The following is a 16856-nucleotide window of genomic DNA, read 5'->3' as shown; positions in this document are numbered from 1 at the left end:
TTCCGGATGCGGGCGGGAGCCGGCGTCAGCCGGCCATCCGCCGCTGGAGGTCGTGGAGGCGCGAGGCCATGGACCCGTCGACGACGTCGTCGCCGACCTGGACGCGGATGCCGCCCACCACGTGGGGGTCCACCGTCACGTCCATGACGAGATCGCGGCCGAAGGCGCGGCGCAGGCCCAGGGCCAGCCGCTCCTGCTGCTCGGCCTCGAGCGGCCGGGCCACGGTCACCTCGGCGATCCACTGGCGCTGCCGCTCGGCGACGACGTCCGCGGCCTTGCGGACCGCGGCCGACGGCTTCAGGCCGCGCGGGGCCGAGACGGCGCGCTCGACCAGCAGTCGGCCGGCCGGGCTGGCCGACTCGCCCAGGAGACGACCGGCCAGAGCGGCCCGTGCCTCGAGGGGTGCGTGCTGATCGGTGAGCGCCCGCTGCACCTCGTGCGAGTCCTCCACCGTGCGGTTGAAGGCCAGCAGCTCGCCCGAGAGGGCGGCCAGGCCCGCGTGTCCGCCGCGTGCGGCCTCCGCGGCGGCCGCGTGCGCGGCCACCGTCTCGAGGGCGTCCCCGAGATCGCGCTCCGCCGACCAGCGGCGGCCGGCCAGGTCCTTGAGGACCTGCAGTGCACCGGGGGTCACCCGGGCGCCGAACAGCGAGTCGACGAGGCCGTGACGGCGCTCGGTGGTCCAGGCGGGGTCGGTCAGGGCGCGGCGCAGGGCGCCGTGCTCGTCCACCACGTCCAGCGCGCCGAACAGCTCGCGTGCCAGGGCCACGCCGCCCTCGTCCAGCACCGGACCGACGGCCTCCAGGGAGGCGGCCAGGGAGTCCCTCGATGCGCCCGTCATCATTCGGCGACACCTGCGCTCTGGTGACGGTCCAGGTCAGCCAGGAAGCGGTCGACCACGCGCTGCGAGCGGGCGTCGTCCTCGAGGGACTCGCCCACGATCTTGCCGGCCAGGGTCGTGGCCAGCGAGCCGACCTCGCCCTTGAGCTGCGCGGCGGCCTGCTGACGCTCGGCGGCGATCTGCGCCTGCGCCTGCTCGGAGATGCGCGTCGCCTCGGCGGTCGCGCGCTCGCGCGCCTCGGCCACGATCTCGGCGGCCTCGGTGCGGGCATCCTCGCGGATGCGGTTCGCCTCGGTGCGGGCGTCCGCCAGCTGCGACTCGTAGTCCGCCATCATCGCGTTCGCCTCGGCCTGGGCCTTCTCAGCCTTGGCCAGACCGCCTTCGATCGCCTCGACACGGTCCTGGTAGGACTTCTCGAGGGTCGGGACGATGAACTTGATGACGATGAACATGAGCAGGGCGAAGCCCACCACGACGACGAGGATCTCCCACGGGTTGGGGATCAGGGGGTTGGCCCCCTCAGCCGCCGCGAGGATCAGTCCGTTGCTGATCATGTTTCAACCATCCTTCGGTCAAGAGTCCTGTGGAGAGGGAGCACCGACGGTCTCACCGTGCGGGCGCTCCGTGGACGCGGCGCGTCAGGCGCCGATGACGAAGGCGAAGACGAGGCCCAGGATGGCGAGGGCCTCGGCGAGCGCGAAGCCCAGGAGGGCGATCGGCTGCAGGATGCGCTGGGCCTCCGGCTGACGGGCGACGCCGTTGATGTAGGCGGCGAAGATCAGGCCCACGCCGATGGCGGAGCCGATGGCGGCGAGGCCGTAGCCGATCATGTTGAGCGAACCGTGCAGTTCCATGGTGTTCCTTTCACGAGGCCGAGGTGTCCGGCCGGGTTGTGGAGGGTCGGCCTCCCGGGTGGTCCTCCTGCGGAGGGCCGGGAAGACTGGTGGCGGGCTCTCCCGCCGTACCGCAGCCGCCTGGGTCGTGCCCGAGGCGGCCCCGGAAGATCAGTGGTCGTTCGCGTCGATCGCGCCCTGGATGTAGATCGCGGTCAGCAGCGTGAAGACGAAGGCCTGCAGGTACATGATCAGCAGCTCGAGGAAGTACAGGGCCACCGAGCCGAGGATGACCAGGATGCCGGTGCCCTGCAGGGCCAGGCTGCCGGTCTGCGTGATCAGGTAGGCGGCGCCGGCGCCGGCGAGCATCACGATCATGTGGCCGGAGAGCATGGTGGCCATCAGACGCAGGGAGTGGGTCAGCGGGCGCACGATGAAGTTGGAGATGATCTCCAGCGGCACGAGCAGCGGCAGGATCCAGCCGGGCACACCCGAGGGCACGACGGCCAGCTTCAGGTAGCGCACGCCGTGGCGCTTGATGCCGACGCCGATCCAGATCGCGTAGACGATGAGGGCCAGGCCGTAGGCGGCGCCCGCGTGGGAGAAGGTCGGCAGCTGCAGCACCGGGATGGCGCCGAACAGGTTGTTCAGCAGCACGAAGAAGAAGATGGAGAAGAGCAGCGGGACCCACTGCTTGAAGTTCTTCTCGCCCAGGATGTCCTTCGCGATGTCGTTCCGGACGAAGGAGTAGCCGGACTCGGCGAGCCACTGGGCCTTGCCGGGCACGAGCCGGGGACGGCGCATGGCCCACGCGAAGAAGGCGGTGATGAGCACCACGGAGAGCAGGACGAGCAGCATCTGCTTGCCGAAGCCGGTGCCGTACTCCGCACCCCAGGGGAAGATCTCCGGGAGGTGACCATCAGAGATGGTGGGGGGCACGAATGATGCGTTGGCCAGCACGAGGGTCAGCACGCGGTTCCTCTCCGAAGTGATGCAGTCGACGGGACCGCAGCCTCGTCCCCGGACCACAGGCGGGCGCCGCGACATTGCGGGGGTACCGGTGCGATGCGAGACACGGATGGCGGCAGGTGGGCGCCGTCGAAGTGTTCGCCGCCAACGATACCAAACGGTGACCCGTGCTCCGTACCGCAGACGGGGCCCACGACATGGCCCCCGGCTCGGTGTCTTCGCCCCTCGGGCGGGTCAGTCGGCGTAGATCCCGCGGCGGGTCCGCGCGAAGACGAGGACCTCCGCGGCCTGCCAGACGAGGATCGTCACGAGGGCGGCGATCGCCGCCGCGTCCGCCCGGACCCAGCCGGGGCGGGGCAGGACCCCCAGCAGCACCGCGAACACCGCGATCTTGAGCACGAACAGCCCCACGCTGACCGGCAGCGCCGCCTCGCGCGCCCGGTCCCACACGAGTGCCGTCGTCGCCCCGGTGAGCGCCGAGAGCGCAAGCACCGCGCCGCCGCCCAGCAGGGCGCTCCCGGCCGCCTCCCCGCCGGCGGAGAGCAGCCACGCGGCGCACGTGATCGCCAGGGCAGCCCCCGCCGCGGCCAGGGACCACCCGAGGATCCCCCACCAGCCACGGCGGTTCTCCCAGCGGCGCCGGCGTCGGCGACCTCCCGCCCCGGTCACGCGTCCCCCCGCTCGTCCGGGTGGGCCGCGGCGTCGTTCCGGACCGCGCGACGGCGCTCCACGATCGGATGCAGGGTGAGGTAGCCGGCTCCGGCCAGGGCCACGGCGAGCACGGGCAGGACGATCATGGGGTCCACGAAGTTCAGGGACACCGCACCCCATGCCACGAGGAACGCCCAGAGCCAGAGCAGCGCGACGGCCTGCGCCTGGGTGTAGCCGCCGTCCACGAGCTTGTGGTGCAGGTGCCCGCGGTCCGCCGAGAAGGGGCTGGTGCCCTTGGCCGTCCGTCGCAGCACGGCCAGGGCGAGGTCCGCGAGCGGCAGGGCGAGGACGGCGACGGGCAGCAGGATCGGCATGTAGGCGGGGACGTTGCGGAAGCGCATCCCGTCCAGGGCGTTGACGTCGGCGGTCACGGCGACCGCGGCCGCGGCCATCAGCAGGCCGATGAGCATGGCCCCCACCTCGCCCATGAAGATGCGGGCCGGGGCCAGGTTCCACGGCAGGAAGCCCACGCACGCGCCGACGAGCAGGGCCATGAGCAGGGTGGCGAGGTTGGCGTAGTCGAACTGGTTGATGGTCCGCGTCAGCAGATACGAGTAGACGAAGAAGGCCGAGCCGCCGATCAGCGCGACGCCCGCCGCCAGGCCGTCCAGGCCGTCCACGAAGTTGATCGCGTTCATCGTCAGCACCACGGCGAACACCGTGAGGATGACCTGCGTGGTCTCGTTCCCCACCGGGATCCAGCCCACCGGCATCGCCTCGATGCGGATCCCGCCCAGGGCCACCGCGAGTCCGGCCAGCACCTGGCCGGCCATCTTCACCCACCAGCGCAGGTCCCACATGTCGTCGGCGATGCCCACGACGAGCACGACGGCGACGGCGACCAGGAGCCCGCGCATCGCGGCGTCGTCCGCGTAGATCCCCTGGAGGAACGGCACGATGCCCCCGACGGCGAATCCCACCAGCACGGCCGCGGCCATGGCCACGCCGCCCAGCTTCGGCACGGGGTGCCGGTGCACGTCCCGCTGGCGCAGCGGGGTGAACACGCGCGCGCGCAGCCCCAGCCGGCGCATGAGGGGCGTCAGGGCCCCGCAGGCGACGGCCGTGACCATGACCAGGACGAGATACGCGCGCATGGGGGCCGGTCAGGCCTCCGGGTCGGCGGGGCGCGCCGCAGCGGTGTCCTCGGCGGCCGCGATCCGCTCGGCGGCGACCGGCGGCTCCTCGCCCTCGGCGAGCAGGTCCGGCACCACCGCGCGCAGCTCCTCCAGGGGCACGGAGCCCTGCCGGGCCACGCGGAACGGGGTGACGGTGCAGTCCACGATCGTCGAGGGATCCCGGCTCTCGCGGGGGCCGGCGTCGAGGTAGAGGGCCACGGACTCCCCCAGCATCGAGCGGGCGGCGTCGGCGGTGGTGGCGGCGTCCATGCCGGTGCGGTTCGCGCTGGAGACGGCCATGGGGCCGACGGCGTAGAGCAGCTCGCGGGCCACCGCGTCGTCGGGCACGCGCAGGGCGACGGTGCCGCGGGTCTCGCCGAGGTCCCAGGTCAGCGTGGGCTGGGACTTGAGGATGAGCGTGAGGGCGCCGGGCCAGAAGCGCTCGGCGAGGGCCTCGGCCTCCTCCGGCACGTCGTACGCGAGGCCCGCCATGACGCGGCGGTCCGCGATGAGCACGGGCGGCGGCATGGTGCGGCCACGGCCCTTGGCAGCCAGCAGCACGGCCACGGCCAGGGGGGAGAACGCGTCCGCCCCGATGCCGTAGACGGTGTCCGTGGGCAGGACCACGCAGCCGCGGTCCGCGAGGACCTCGCGGGCGCGGGCCACGGCATCCTCGAGGGCGGCCGGATCCGAGACGTCGATGAAGTCACTCACGTGGGTCATTCTTCCACCTCCGCGCCCGCCGCGGCTTCGCAGGACCGGCGCGCCGTCAAGAACCGATCTCGCCCGGTGAGGTCCTGGTGGACTCGTTCGCCCGTGAACCGCCGGTCCGCGCCGAGGGCGGCCAGGAGGGCCGGGCCCTGCGTCTCGTGGTGCTCCATGGCGAACAGGCCGCCCGGGGCGAGCAGGCCCGCCGCCCGGTGCGCGATGGCCCGCGGGATCCGCAGCCCGGGCGCGTCCCCGCCGTAGAGCGCCCGCGCCGGGTCCAGTCGCGCCTCCGGTTGGACGGGCACCTCGGCCTCGGGCACGTAGGGCGGGTTGCTCACGACGACGTCCACGCGGCCTTCGAGGTCGGGGCACGCGACAAGGGCATCGGCTTGTCGCAGGTCGACCCCGCGCGGGGCGAGGTTCCGCCGGGCCCAGTCGGCCGCCGCCGGGTCGAGCTCGACGGCGGTGACGGCGAGCGGGCGGCCCCGCGCCTCGCCCCACGCCGCGACGGCCGCGGCGATCGCGCCGGAGCCGGTGCACAGGTCCACCACGGCGCCCGCCGCGGGCCGCGCGGCCAGGTCGGCCACGACGGTCTCCACGAGCAGCTCGGTCTCCGGCCGCGGGATGAAGACGCCTGGGCCGACCGCCAGGTCGAGCCCGTGGAAGTGCGCGACGCCGGTCAGGTGCTGGACGGGCTCGCGGGCGGCGCGGCGCCCGACGAGCGCCTCGAAGGCCGCCGCCTGCGCGGGCTCGGCCACGGCCCCGGCGAACACCCGGGCCAGCAGCGCGCCGCGGTCGAGGCCGAGCACGTGGGCCAGCAGCAGCTCGGCGTCCACACGCGGCGAGTCGATGCCCACCGCGGTCAGGCGGGCGGCGGCGTCGCGCAGCAGCGCGGACCAGGCCGGTGCGCTCACGCGTCCCCGCCCAGCGCGGCGAGCCGCCGCTCCTCGTCGAGGGCGAGGCAGGAGGCGATCACGGCCTCGAGGTCGCCGTCGAGGACCGCGTCGAGGTTGTGCGCCTTGTAGCCGGTGCGGTGGTCCGCGATCCGGTTCTCCGGGAAGTTGTAGGTGCGGATGCGTTCCGAGCGGTCCATGGTGCGCACCTGCGCGGCGCGCGCCGCGGAGTTCTCGGCGTCCTGCTCCGCCCGCTGCCGCTCGAGCAGCCGCGACCGCAGCACGCGCAGCGCGGCCTCGCGGTTCTGGATCTGGGACTTCTCGTTCTGCATGGAGACGACGATCCCCGTGGGCAGATGCGTCAGACGCACCGCGGAGTCGGTCGTGTTGACGGACTGGCCGCCCGGCCCGGAGGAGCGGAAGACGTCCACTTTGAGGTCGTTCGGATCGAGGTGGACCTCGTCCGGGGCGTCCACCTCGGGCAGCACGAGCACGCCGGCGGCGGAGGTGTGGATGCGGCCCTGGGACTCGGTGACGGGCACGCGCTGCACGCGGTGCACGCCGCCCTCGAACTTGAGCCGGGCGTAGACGCCGTCGGCCGGGTCGGCCGCGCTCCCCCGCACCGCCACGTGGACGTCCTTGTAGCCGCCCAGGTCGGAGTGCGTGGCGGAGAGGATCTCCGTCTTCCAGCCCCGGGACTCGGCGTAGCGCAGGTACATGCGCAGCAGGTCGCCGGCGAACAGGGCCGCCTCCTCGCCGCCCTCGCCGCCCTTGATCTCGAGGATCACGTCGCGGGCGTCGTCGGGGTCGCGCGGGATCAGCAGCCGGCGCAGCCGTTCGGCGGCCTCCGCCTCGACCGCCTCCAGACCGGGCACCTCGGCCGCGAAGGCCGCCGCGTCGTCGTCGCCGGCCGCGGCCAGCTCCCGCGCGTCGGCCAGCTCCTCCGCGGCCGCCGACCAGGCGCGGTGGGCCGTCACCACGGCGCCGAGCTCGGCGAACCGCCGGTTCAGCCGCCGGGCGAGCGCCGGGTCCTGGTGCACCGCCGGGTCGGACAGGCGCGCCGTCAGCTCGCGATGCTCCGCCAGGAGCCGATCCACGGCCTCGCGCCGCTGCTCCGAATCGAACACGTGCGTGCCTCTCCTCCTCCGGCCTCAGGGGGCCGGGCTGTCCGACGCGGACGGCCCCGCCCCGTCCGGCGGAGACGAGCTCCCCCGGGCGGGACGGGGCCGTGCGACGGGACGGTCAGTCGTCGCCCTTGGACCCCAGCGTGGTCTTGGAGACCAGCATGAGGAACTCGGCGTTGGACGCGGTGTCCTTGATCTTGTTGGTGAGCAGGTCGAGGGCCTGCTGCTGCTCGAGGCCGGAGAGCACCCGGCGCAGCTTCCACATGATCTTGACCTCCTCCTGCGAGAGCAGGGCCTCCTCGCGGCGGGTGCCGGACGCGTTGACGTCCACCGCCGGGAAGATGCGGCGCTCCGCGAGGTGGCGGGACAGGCGCAGCTCCATGTTGCCGGTGCCCTTGAACTCCTCGAAGATCACCTCGTCCATGCGCGAGCCGGTCTCGACCAGCGCTGTGGCCAGGATGGTCAGCGAGCCGCCGTTCTCGATGTTGCGGGCGGCGCCGAAGAACTTCTTCGGCGGGTACAGCGCCGAGGAGTCCACACCGCCGGAGAGGATGCGGCCCGAGGCCGGGGCGGCCAGGTTGTAGGCGCGGCCCAGGCGGGTCATGGAGTCGAGCAGCACGACGACGTCGCGGCCCATCTCCACGAGGCGCTTGGCGCGCTCGATGGCCAGCTCGGCGAGGGTGGTGTGATCGTCCGCCGGGCGGTCGAACGTGGAGGCGATGACCTCGCCGTCCACCGACCGCTGCATGTCGGTGACCTCCTCGGGGCGCTCGTCGACGAGCACCATCATGAGGTGGACCTCGGGGTTGTTCGTCTTGATCGCGTTGGCGATCGACTGCAGGATCATCGTCTTGCCGGCCTTGGGCGGGGAGACGATGAGGCCGCGCTGGCCCTTGCCGATGGGGCTGACCAGATCGATCACGCGGGGGCCGATCAGCTTGGGATCGGTCTCCAGGCGCAGGCGCTCCTGCGGGTACAGCGGCACGAGCTTGCCGAACTCCACGCGCTGCGGGTGCTCGACGGCGGGCTGACCGTTGACCGAGGAGATCTTCACCAGGGCGTTGAACTTCTGACGGTTGGAGCCGCCGCCGTGGTGCTGCTGCTTCTCACCGTCGCGCGGGGCGCGGATCGCGCCGACGACGGCGTCGCCCTTGCGCAGACCGTACTTCTTCACCATGGCCAGGGAGACGTAGACGTCGTTCGGGCCCGGCAGGTAGCCGGAGGTGCGGACGAACGCGTAGTTGTCCAGCACGTCGAGGATGCCGGCCGCGGGCTGCAGGACGTCGTCCTCGGTCAGCTCGGTCTCGTCGACCTCGGGGCCGCCGCGGCCACGGCGGTTGCGGCCGCGCTCGTTGCGGTTGCGGCGGTTGCGACGGTTGCGGCCGCCCTCGTCGTCGCGGTCGTCGCGGCGGCTGCGGTCCCCGCGTCCGCCGTCGCCCCGGCCGCCGTCCTCGGACTTGTCGCCGCGCTGCTCGCGGGAGCCGTCGCGGCCGTTCTCACGGTCCCGATTGTTCTCGCGGCCGTTCTCGCGGTCGCGGCCGTTGTCGCGGTCCCGCCCGTTGCGGCCGTTGCGGCCGCGGCCGTTCTCGCGCCCGTTGTCGTCACGGTCCTCCCGGTCGCCGCGGCGGTCCGCGTCGGCGCCGTCCTCGCCCTGGGCGCCGTCGGAGCGACGGTCCTGACCCTGCTGGGCGTCGTCGTCGCCGGCGCGGCGGCGGCCGCGGGAACGGCGCTCGGACTGCGGGCGGTCCTCGCCCTCGTCGCGGGTCTCGGACCCCCCGGACCGATCCTGGTCCGAGGCGGTCTCCCGGGGGCCCTGCTCGGTCTGGGCCTCGCGGGCCTCGGCCTGGGGCTGCCCGTCCTGGGCGACGGCGGCCGGAGCGGAGGTGTCGGCGTCGGCGCGGCGCGAGCGGCGGCGGGCCGGGCGCTCGGCGGCCGGGGCGGCGTCCTGAGAGGACGCGGCCGCCGGGACGGCCTCGGCGGCGGGGGCCGCGGGGGCCTGGGCCGCGCGCTCGGCGGCGTCGCGGTCCGCCACGGAGCCGCCGCGCTGGTGGTCGGAGATCGCGGTCACCAGGTCGGCCTTGCGCATGCGCGAGCCGCCGGCGATGCCGAGCTGGGAGGCCAGGGCCTGGAGCTGGGCGAGCTTGAGCGAGGCCAGGCCACCGCCGTTCGTCGGCGTGGTCTGTTCCGTGGATTCGGTCACGAAGGTTCCTTCTCCCTCGAATGCGGCCCGGCGGCGCGTGGCGCGTCGGGCTGCGGTGTGCATCCGGTCGGGCCGCGCAGCGGCGCCCCAGAAAACCGGGTTTCATGGTGTGAACTCAGCAGTGGCGCCTCCCCTGATCGTGCGCAGTCGCTGCGTGACGGGGCGGAGGCGTCCGGACTCGACCGAGCCGGAGGGGGTCCCGCATTCGGCCGTGCGCAGCACGGGATGGATCGCGGCGGGGTTCCGGCCGACGGCGCACGGTGCGTCCGGCCGTCGCAGGCCCGGGCACCGGAGACCCGGGCCGCGCGAGGCGGTGGGGTCAGCCGTGGTGGAGTGATTCCACCCTAACACCGTCCACGGCCACGCACGGCACCAGCACGCGCCAGGCGGCCGCCCCGTCCGCCGTCAGAGCACGCGCCGCCTCCGCGGCGTGCTCGGCCGCCTGGACGCCGTCGCACAGCGCGAGCACCGTGGGACCCGCGCCGGAGACGACGGCGGCGTGGCCGCGCTCGCGCAGCCCCGCGACCAGTGCGGCGCTGGCCGGCATGGTCACGGCGCGCGGCTCCTGGTGCAGCCAGTCCCGTGTGGCGGCCGGCAGCAGCGCGGGGTCCTCCGCCAGCGCGTGGACGAGCAGCGCGGCACGGCCGGCCTGGGCCGCCGCCACGGCGTGGGGCACCTCGGCGGGCAGCACGCCCCGGGCGACGTGGGTGGACAGCTCGGTGTCCGGGATCGCGACCACCGGCACCACGCGCTCGTGCAGCCGCAGCCGCGCCGTGGCCGGGCCGGGGACGTCGTCACGGGTCCAGGAGACGGTGGCCCCGCCCACGAGCGCGGGGGCGACGTTGTCCGGGTGCCCCTCGAAGCGGGTGGCCGCCTCGAGCAGGTCCGCGGGCGCCCGGCGCAGCGCGGCCGGCAGCAGGGCCTCGGCCGCGGCGTAGGCCGCGACGACGGCGGCCGCGGACGAGCCGAGCCCGCGGGCGTGCGGGATCCGGTTCACGGCGCGCAGGTGCAGCCCCGGCGCGGTGAACCCGCGGTCCCGCAGGTGCTCGTGCGCCAGGCGCAGGATCAGGTGCGCGCCGTCCCGCGGCAGGGTGGCCTCCCCCTCCCCCACGACCTCCGCGACGTCGGGGCCCGCCACGACCGTGAGCGTCACCTCGTCGCGCAGCTCCAGGGCCAGGCCCATCGAGTCGAAGCCGGGGCCGAGGTTGGCGGAGGTGGCGGGGACGGAGACGGACGCGGCGGTCCCGGGCGCCAGCGGCTGCGGTGCGGCCATGGCTCAGCTCAGGCCGAGGGCCTGGGCGACGGTGACCACGTCGAACGGCACCGAGCGCGGGGTCACGTCGGCGCCGTCGGCGCCGCGCAGGGCCCACTGCGGGTCCTTGAGGCCGTGGCCGGTGACGGTGATGACCCAGCTCTTGCCGGCCGGCACGTTCCCGGCGGCGTGGTGCTTGAGCAGCCCGGCGACGCCGGCGGCGGAGGCGGGCTCGACGAACACGCCCTCCTTCGCGGAGAGCCAGCGATGGGCCTCGAGGATCTCCTCGTCCGTGACGGAGTCGATCATCCCGCCGGACTCGTCGCGGGCGGCCTCGGCCTGCTCCCACGAGGCCGGGTTGCCGATCCGGATGGCGGTGGCGATCGTGTCCGGGTCGGTCACGGGGTGGCCCTGGACGATCGGGGCGGCGCCCGCGGCCTGGAAGCCCCACATCACGGGAGTCTTCGTGGCCACCGCGGGCAGCTCGGCGTCCGAGGCGCCCTCGTGCGGGTTCACGTAGGGGGCGGCGTACTCGCGGTAGCCCTTCCAGTACGCGGTGATGTTGCCCGCGTTGCCCACGGGCAGCAGGTGGTAGTCCGGGGCGTCGCCGAGGGTGTCCACGACCTCGAACGCGCCGGTCTTCTGCCCCTCGATGCGGGCCGGGTTGACGGAGTTCACGAGGAACACGGGGTAGTTCTCGGCCAGCTTGCGGGCCACCTCGAGGCAGTCGTCGAAGTTGCCCTGCACCTGGAGGATCTCCGCGCCGTGGGCCACGGCCTGGGACATCTTGCCCATCGAGATCTTCCCCTCGGGCACGAGCACGGCGCACGTGATCCCGGCCTGCGCGGCGTAGGCCGCCGCCGAGGCGGACGTGTTGCCGGTGGACGCGCAGACGACGGCCTTCGCACCGTCCGCGACGGCCGCGGTGATCGCCATGGTCATGCCGCGGTCCTTGAAGGAGCCGGTCGGGTTCATGCCCTCGAACTTCACGTGCACGGTGCCCTGCACCAGCTCGGAGAGGTGGGGGGCGTGGATGAGCGGGGTGCCGCCCTCGCCGAGGGTGATCACGCGCGTGTCCTCGGTGACGGGCAGGCGGTCGGCGTACTCGCGGACGACGCCGCGCCACTGGTGGGCCATGGGTCAGTTCCCTTCGACTCGGAGGACGGACGCGACCTCGTGGACGACGTCCAGGGCGGCGAGCGCCCCGACGGTGGCGTCGAGGTCGCGCTGCCGCGCACGGTGGGTGATCAGCCGCAGGGACGCGCCGGGGGCGTCCTCGCGCTCAGATGGGACCTGGCGCAGCGTCTCGATGGAGACGCCGTGCTCCTCGAACACCCCGGCGACACGGCGCAGCACACCGGGCTGGTCCGCCGCGCGCAGCACGACCATGAAGGAGGTGTGGGCCTCGGCCGGGTCCAGGGCGGGCAGGGCGGTGACGGGGGTGCGCAGGCGCGCCGGGCCGCCGCGCACGATGCGCTGGGCGATCGAGACGACGTCGCCCATCACCGCGGAGGCGGTGGGGGCGCCGCCGGCGCCGGGACCGTAGAACATGAGCTCGCCGGCGTTGTCGGCCTCCACGAAGACGGCGTTGAACGCCCCGCGCACGGAGGCCAGCGGGTGCTCCCGCGGCAGCAGGGTGGGGTGCACGCGCAGGACCGCGCCCTCGGCGCCGTCGGCGGCGCGGCCGCGCTCGACGATCGCCAGCAGCTTGATGACGTAGCCCGCCTCCGCGGCGGCGGCGTTGTCCTCGGCCGTGATCGCGGTGATGCCCGCGACGGCCACCTGGTCCAGTGTGTACGGCGCCCCGAACGCGATGGTCGCCAGGATCGCGGCCTTCGCGGCGGCGTCGTGGCCCTCGACGTCGGCGGTCGGGTCGGCCTCGGCGTAGCCGAGCCGCTGGGCCTCGGCGAGGGCGTCGTCGAAGTCCGCCCCCTCGGAGTCCATCCGGTCGAGGATGAAGTTGGTGGTGCCGTTGGCGATGCCCATCACGCGGGTGACGCGGTCGCCGCCCAGGGAGTCGCGCAGCGGGCGCAGGATCGGGATGGCGCCGGCGACGGCGGCCTCGAAGCTGAGCTGCGCGCCGGTGGCGGCGGCCGCGGCGTACAGCTCCTCGCCGTGCTGGGCCAGCAGCGCCTTGTTGCCCGTCACCACGGACGTGCCGGCGGCCAGGGCGCGCAGGATCAGGGTGCGGGCCGGCTCGATGCCGCCCATCAGCTCGATGACGACGTCCGCGCCGTCCACGAGCGCCTCGGCGTCGGTCGTGTAGAGCGCCGGGTCCGCCTGCCAGTCGCGCGTCGCGCCCGTGTCCCGCACCGCGATGCCCGTGAGCTCGAGGTCGGCGCCCACGCGGTCCCGCAGGATGTCGGCGTCCTCGGTGAGGATCCGGGCGGTCTGGGACCCCACGGTCCCGCCGCCCAGCAGGGCGACCTTGAGTGCGGTGGGGGCGTCGGTGTGCTGGGGCATGGTCCTCCGTGATCCAGGGTGGGTCGGGCCCGCGCGACCGCGCGGCCCGGCTGGCCTCGAATCTAGCGCGGCGCCCCGGCCCGTCCCACCGCGCGACACTCGGTGTCCGCAGAGCGGGACGGACCCACCCGGGCTCGAGGCCGGCGGCCGGGTGCGCCGCGCCCGCGTCCTCAGCGGGCGAGGCGCGGATCGGCCTCGCGGGCGAACAGATCCTCCTGCGTCTCGCGACGGATGATCACCCGCGCCTGCCCGCCGGAGACCGCGACGACGGCCGGGCGGGCCAGCGCGTTGTAGTTCGAGGACATCACGTGCGTGTACGCGCCCGTGGCCGGCACGGCCAGCAGGTCGCCGCGGCCCAGGTCGGCCGGCAGGTACACGTCGCGGACGAGGATGTCGCCGGACTCGCAGTGCTTGCCCACCACACGGGAGAGCACCGGCTCGGCCTCCGAGGTGCGGCGCGCGGAGACGGCGGTGTAGTCGGCGTCGTAGAGGACGGGACGCGGGTTGTCGGACATGCCGCCGTCCACGGCGACGTAGCGGCGGGCCGCCGTGCCGCCGTCGGGGGCGTCCACGTCCACGGTCTTGGTCACCCCGACCGTGTAGAGGGTCAGGCCCGCGGGGCCTGAGATGGCCCGCCCCGGCTCGAGCGAGACCCGCGGGCACCTCAGGCCGAGGCGCTCGACGGTCTTCTGGACGTCGTCGGCGAGGGCGTCGGCGATCTCCGCGGCCGGGCGCGGCTCGTCCACGGCCGTGTAGGCGATGCCGTGGCCGCCCCCGAGGTCGAGCTCGGCCAGCTCCACCCCGTGCTCGGCCTTGACCTCGGCGAGGAACTCGAGCACGCGTCCGGCCGCCAGCCCGAAGCCCTCGGCCTCGAAGATCTGGGACCCGATGTGGCAGTGCACGCCCAGCAGCTCGATCGACTCGGCCGCCAGGGCCGCGGCCACGGCGACGGCGGCCGGCGAGCGGCCGGCCACATTGCCGTCCCGGTCGGTGGAGGCCGGGGCCAGGGAGAGCCCGAACTTCTGGTCCTCGTGCGCGGTGGCGATGAAGTCGTGGGTGTGCGCGTGCACGCCCGGGGTCAGCCGGAGCATCACGGGGGCGCGGCGGCCGACCTCGGCCGCGAGCGCGGCCAGGTGGGTGAGCTCGTCGAGCGAGTCCACGATGATCCGACCCACGCCCGCCTCCAGGGCCGTGCGCAGCTCGGCGTCCGACTTGTTGTTGCCGTGCAGGCCGATGTGGGCCGGGTCGACGCCGGCGGCCAGCGCGATCGCCAGCTCGCCGCCGGAGGCGGTGTCCACGCGCAGGCCCTCCTCGGCCGCCCAGCGGGCGGTGGAGAGGGTGAGCATGGACTTGCCGGCGTAGTAGACGTCCGCTCCCCCGCACAGGTCGGCGAACGCGGCGTCGAAGCCCTCGCGGAACGCGCGGGCGCGGGCGCGGAAGTCGTCCTCGTCCACCACGAGCAGCGGCGTGCCGAACTCCGCGGCGAGCGCGCTCGCGCGCAGGCCCTGGACGGTGAGCTCGCCGTCGGCGGCGCGGTCCACGCCGGCGGCCCACAGGCCGGGCACGAGCGCGTCCGGGTCCCCCGGCGCGGGGAGCCAGGCGTAGCTCCGTCTCGTGGGCTCGGAGAGGTGTATAAGAGACAGGCGCACGGCCCTGGAGGCGGGGGCGGGCTGCGGCGTCCTCATCCGGGCGCTCACATCTTCTCCGGGGCGGACACGCCGAGCAGGCCGAGACCGTTGGCCAGCACCTGGGCGGTGGCGTCGTTGAGCCACAGGCGGGTGCGGTTGAGGGTCTCCACGGGACGCGGCGTCCCGTCGTCGGTGGGCATGGGCACGATCCGGCAGGCGGCGTACCACGAGTGGTAGGCCCCGGCGATCACCTCGAGGTGGCGGGCCACGCGGTGCGGCTCGCGCAGGCGCGCCGCCGCGCCGACGACGGCCGGGAACTCCGCCAGCTGAGCCAGCAGCTCCGACTCGGTGGCGTGGGTGAGCAGGGCGGCGTCGAACTCGGAGCGGTCCACGCCGTGGGCCTGCGCGGTGCGCGCCGCGCCCGAGGCGCGGGCGTGGGCGTACTGCACGTAGTAGACGGGGTTGTCGTTCGTGGCGGAGCGCAGCAGATCGGGGTCGATCGTCAGGGGCGAGTCCGCGGGGTAGCGGGCCAGGTCGTAGCGCAGGGCGTCGCGGCCGAGCCACTCCACGAGGTCCTTGAGCTCGATGATGTTGCCGGCGCGCTTGGAGAGCTTCGCGCCGTTGACCGAGATGAGCTGGCCGATGAGAATCTCGATGTTCGTCGCCGGGTCGTCGCCGGCGGCGGCGGCGATCGCCTTGAGGCGGTTCACGTAGCCGTGGTGGTCGGCGCCGAGCAGGTACACCTTCTCCTCGAAGCCGCGGTCGCGCTTGTGGAGGTAGTAGGCGGCGTCGGCGGCGAAGTAGGTGGGCTCGCCGTTGGCGCGGATGAGCACGCGGTCCTTGTCGTCGCCGAAGTCGGTGGTCTTGAGCCACACGGCGCCCTCGCGGTCCTCGATGTGGCCCTGCTCGCGCAGCCGCTGCACGGCCTGGTCGATCGCGCCGGAGTCGTGGAGCGTCTGCTCCGAGGTGAACACGTCGAAGTGCACGTCGAAGGCGGCGAGCGTGTCCTTGATGTCCTGCATCTGGAGCCGGTACGCGGCCTCGCGGACCACCGGGCGGGCGGCCTCGTCCGTCAGCTCGCGCACGTCCGGGTGCTCGAGGGCGACGGCGTCGGCCAGCTCCTGCACGTACGCGCCCGGGTAGCCGCCCGCGGGGACGTCACGGCCGTGCAGGCGGGCGAGGACCGAGTCGGCGAACACGTTCATCTGGTTGCCGGCGTCGTTGACGTAGTACTCGGCGGTGACGTCCGCGCCCGAGGCGCGCAGCAGGCGGGCGATCGCGTCGCCCAGCGCGGCCCAGCGGGTGTGGCCGATGTGCAGCGGGCCGGTGGGGTTGGCGGAGACGAACTCCATGTTCACGGTGTGCCCGGCCAGGGCGTCGTTGCGGCCGTACTCCGGGCCGGCCTCGACGATCTCGCGGGCCAGGGCACCGGCCGAGGCCGCGTCCAGGGTGACGTTGAGGAAGCCGGGGCCGGCGACGTCGACGGCGGCGATGCCCGGCTTGTCGGTCAGGCGCTCGGCCACGAGCCCGGCGAGGTCGCGCGGGGCCATCCCGGCCTTCTTGCCCAGCTGGAGGGCGACGTTGGTGGCCCAGTCGCCGTGCTCGCGGCTGCGGGGTCGCTCCACCTTCACGCGCGCGGGGGTGATCTCCTCCCGCAGCGCGGCGGGGAGATCACCGGCATCGACGGCGTCGGTGAGGACAGCGGACAGCAGGGCGGAGAGGTCTTCGGGCTTCACCCGCGCAAGTCTACGGAAGGGCCGCCGCGCCCGTGCGCGTGCGAACGAACCCTGCGAGATGGCCCCCTCCGGCCCGCGGTGGGGGCCATCTCGCAGGGTTCGTCGGGGTGGGGGTCAGGCGGGCCAGGCGGCGAGGCCGCCGGCGAGGGACAGGACGCGCCCGCCGGCGCCCGGGTCGGCCCCGACGACGGCGTCCCGCGCCCGGGCCGACCGGGCTCCGGCGGCGCAGTAGACCACCAGGACGCGGTCCTGCCCGGGCGCGAGGGCCGCCGGCTCCGCGAGGACGGCCTCGAGCGGGACGTGCCGATCGGCCACCGCCGCGGGGGCCTCGACCCGGCGCAGGCGCCGCTCCCAGTCCTCGCGGACGTCGAGCAGGGTGAGGGACG

16 protein-coding genes are annotated in these 16856 nt (G+C 74.4%); all 16 read right to left on the bottom strand.

Features of this window, described 5'->3' with window-relative positions:
• Positions 1–25: 25 nt before the first annotated feature.
• Positions 26–838, bottom strand: coding sequence for a F0F1 ATP synthase subunit delta (locus J1M41_RS00965; RefSeq protein ID WP_044659210.1), 813 nt, complete (start codon positions 836–838; stop codon positions 26–28).
• Complete coding sequence (locus J1M41_RS00960) at positions 838–1392, bottom strand: F0F1 ATP synthase subunit B (RefSeq protein ID WP_002857262.1); 555 nt, start codon at positions 1390–1392, stop codon at positions 838–840. Before J1M41_RS00960 ends, J1M41_RS00965 begins: the two co-directional genes overlap by 1 nt.
• A gap of 84 nt (positions 1393–1476) precedes the next feature.
• Positions 1477–1692: an ATP synthase subunit C gene (locus tag J1M41_RS00955; protein WP_002857264.1), complete on the bottom strand. Its 216-nt coding sequence runs from the start codon at positions 1690–1692 to the stop codon at positions 1477–1479.
• 150 nt (positions 1693–1842) lie between these two features.
• Positions 1843–2643, bottom strand: a complete 801-nt coding sequence (gene atpB, locus J1M41_RS00950) for a F0F1 ATP synthase subunit A (RefSeq protein ID WP_036382182.1) — start codon at positions 2641–2643, stop codon at positions 1843–1845.
• Positions 2644–2874: 231 nt separating this feature from the next.
• On the bottom strand, positions 2875–3309 hold the full coding sequence (locus J1M41_RS00945; protein WP_036341344.1) for a hypothetical protein: 435 nt from the start codon (positions 3307–3309) through the stop codon (positions 2875–2877).
• On the bottom strand, positions 3306–4445 hold the full coding sequence (locus J1M41_RS00940; protein ID WP_069941872.1) for an MraY family glycosyltransferase: 1140 nt from the start codon (positions 4443–4445) through the stop codon (positions 3306–3308). Before J1M41_RS00940 ends, J1M41_RS00945 begins: the two co-directional genes overlap by 4 nt.
• A gap of 9 nt (positions 4446–4454) precedes the next feature.
• Complete coding sequence (locus tag J1M41_RS00935; protein ID WP_206450960.1) at positions 4455–5189, bottom strand: L-threonylcarbamoyladenylate synthase; 735 nt, start codon at positions 5187–5189, stop codon at positions 4455–4457.
• On the bottom strand, positions 5186–6088 hold the full coding sequence (gene prmC, locus J1M41_RS00930; protein WP_206450959.1) for a peptide chain release factor N(5)-glutamine methyltransferase: 903 nt from the start codon (positions 6086–6088) through the stop codon (positions 5186–5188). Before prmC ends, J1M41_RS00935 begins: the two co-directional genes overlap by 4 nt.
• Positions 6085–7194 (bottom strand): peptide chain release factor 1, encoded by a 1110-nt coding sequence (gene prfA, locus J1M41_RS00925; protein WP_206450958.1) that lies wholly within the window; start codon positions 7192–7194, stop codon positions 6085–6087. The genes prmC and prfA overlap by 4 nt, the downstream gene beginning before the upstream one ends.
• A gap of 115 nt (positions 7195–7309) precedes the next feature.
• On the bottom strand, positions 7310–9391 hold the full coding sequence (gene rho, locus J1M41_RS00920) for a transcription termination factor Rho (protein WP_206450957.1): 2082 nt from the start codon (positions 9389–9391) through the stop codon (positions 7310–7312).
• Between the two features lie 319 nt (positions 9392–9710).
• Positions 9711–10664 carry a homoserine kinase gene (gene thrB / locus J1M41_RS00915; RefSeq protein ID WP_069942035.1) on the bottom strand — a complete coding sequence of 318 codons (954 nt, stop codon included), beginning with the start codon at positions 10662–10664 and terminating at the stop codon, positions 9711–9713.
• A gap of 3 nt (positions 10665–10667) precedes the next feature.
• On the bottom strand, positions 10668–11780 hold the full coding sequence (gene thrC / locus J1M41_RS00910) for a threonine synthase (RefSeq protein WP_036313078.1): 1113 nt from the start codon (positions 11778–11780) through the stop codon (positions 10668–10670).
• A 3-nt stretch (positions 11781–11783) separates the two neighbouring features.
• Entirely contained in the window at positions 11784–13106 is a 1323-nt protein-coding gene (locus tag J1M41_RS00905; protein WP_206450956.1) for a homoserine dehydrogenase, read from the bottom strand.
• 170 nt (positions 13107–13276) lie between these two features.
• Complete coding sequence (lysA, locus tag J1M41_RS00900) at positions 13277–14791, bottom strand: diaminopimelate decarboxylase (protein WP_241247534.1); 1515 nt, start codon at positions 14789–14791, stop codon at positions 13277–13279.
• 8 nt (positions 14792–14799) lie between these two features.
• The gene (gene argS, locus J1M41_RS00895) at positions 14800–16470 is read right to left on the bottom strand and encodes an arginine--tRNA ligase (protein ID WP_206450955.1); all 1671 of its coding nucleotides are present in this window, start codon (positions 16468–16470) and stop codon (positions 14800–14802) included.
• A 114-nt stretch (positions 16471–16584) separates the two neighbouring features.
• Positions 16585–16856: rhodanese-like domain-containing protein (locus J1M41_RS00890; RefSeq protein ID WP_206450954.1), on the bottom strand; the 272-nt coding region annotated here is incomplete at its 5' end.

The organism is Micrococcus sp. KRD096 (assembly GCF_017168495.1).
GTDB lineage: Bacteria > Actinomycetota > Actinomycetes > Actinomycetales > Micrococcaceae > Micrococcus > Micrococcus luteus.
This window is presented reverse-complemented; position numbering and strand designations above follow the sequence as displayed.

Bases quoted from the DNA above. Each gene is read 5' to 3' on its own strand.
- J1M41_RS00965 (WP_044659210.1), bottom strand. From the start codon at position 838: ATGACGGGCGCATCGAGGGACTCCCTGGCCGCCTCCCTGGAGGCCGTC.
- J1M41_RS00960 (WP_002857262.1), bottom strand. From the start codon at position 1,392: ATGATCAGCAACGGACTGATCCTCGCGGCGGCTGAGGGGGCCAACCCC.
- J1M41_RS00955 (WP_002857264.1), bottom strand. From the start codon at position 1,692: ATGGAACTGCACGGTTCGCTCAACATGATCGGCTACGGCCTCGCCGCC.
- J1M41_RS00940 (WP_069941872.1), bottom strand. From the start codon at position 4,445: ATGCGCGCGTATCTCGTCCTGGTCATGGTCACGGCCGTCGCCTGCGGG.
- J1M41_RS00935 (WP_206450960.1), bottom strand. From the start codon at position 5,189: ATGACCCACGTGAGTGACTTCATCGACGTCTCGGATCCGGCCGCCCTC.
- thrB (WP_069942035.1), bottom strand. From the start codon at position 10,664: ATGGCCGCACCGCAGCCGCTGGCGCCCGGGACCGCCGCGTCCGTCTCC.
- thrC (WP_036313078.1), bottom strand. From the start codon at position 11,780: ATGGCCCACCAGTGGCGCGGCGTCGTCCGCGAGTACGCCGACCGCCTG.
- J1M41_RS00905 (WP_206450956.1), bottom strand. From the start codon at position 13,106: ATGCCCCAGCACACCGACGCCCCCACCGCACTCAAGGTCGCCCTGCTG.
- lysA (WP_241247534.1), bottom strand. From the start codon at position 14,791: ATGAGGACGCCGCAGCCCGCCCCCGCCTCCAGGGCCGTGCGCCTGTCT.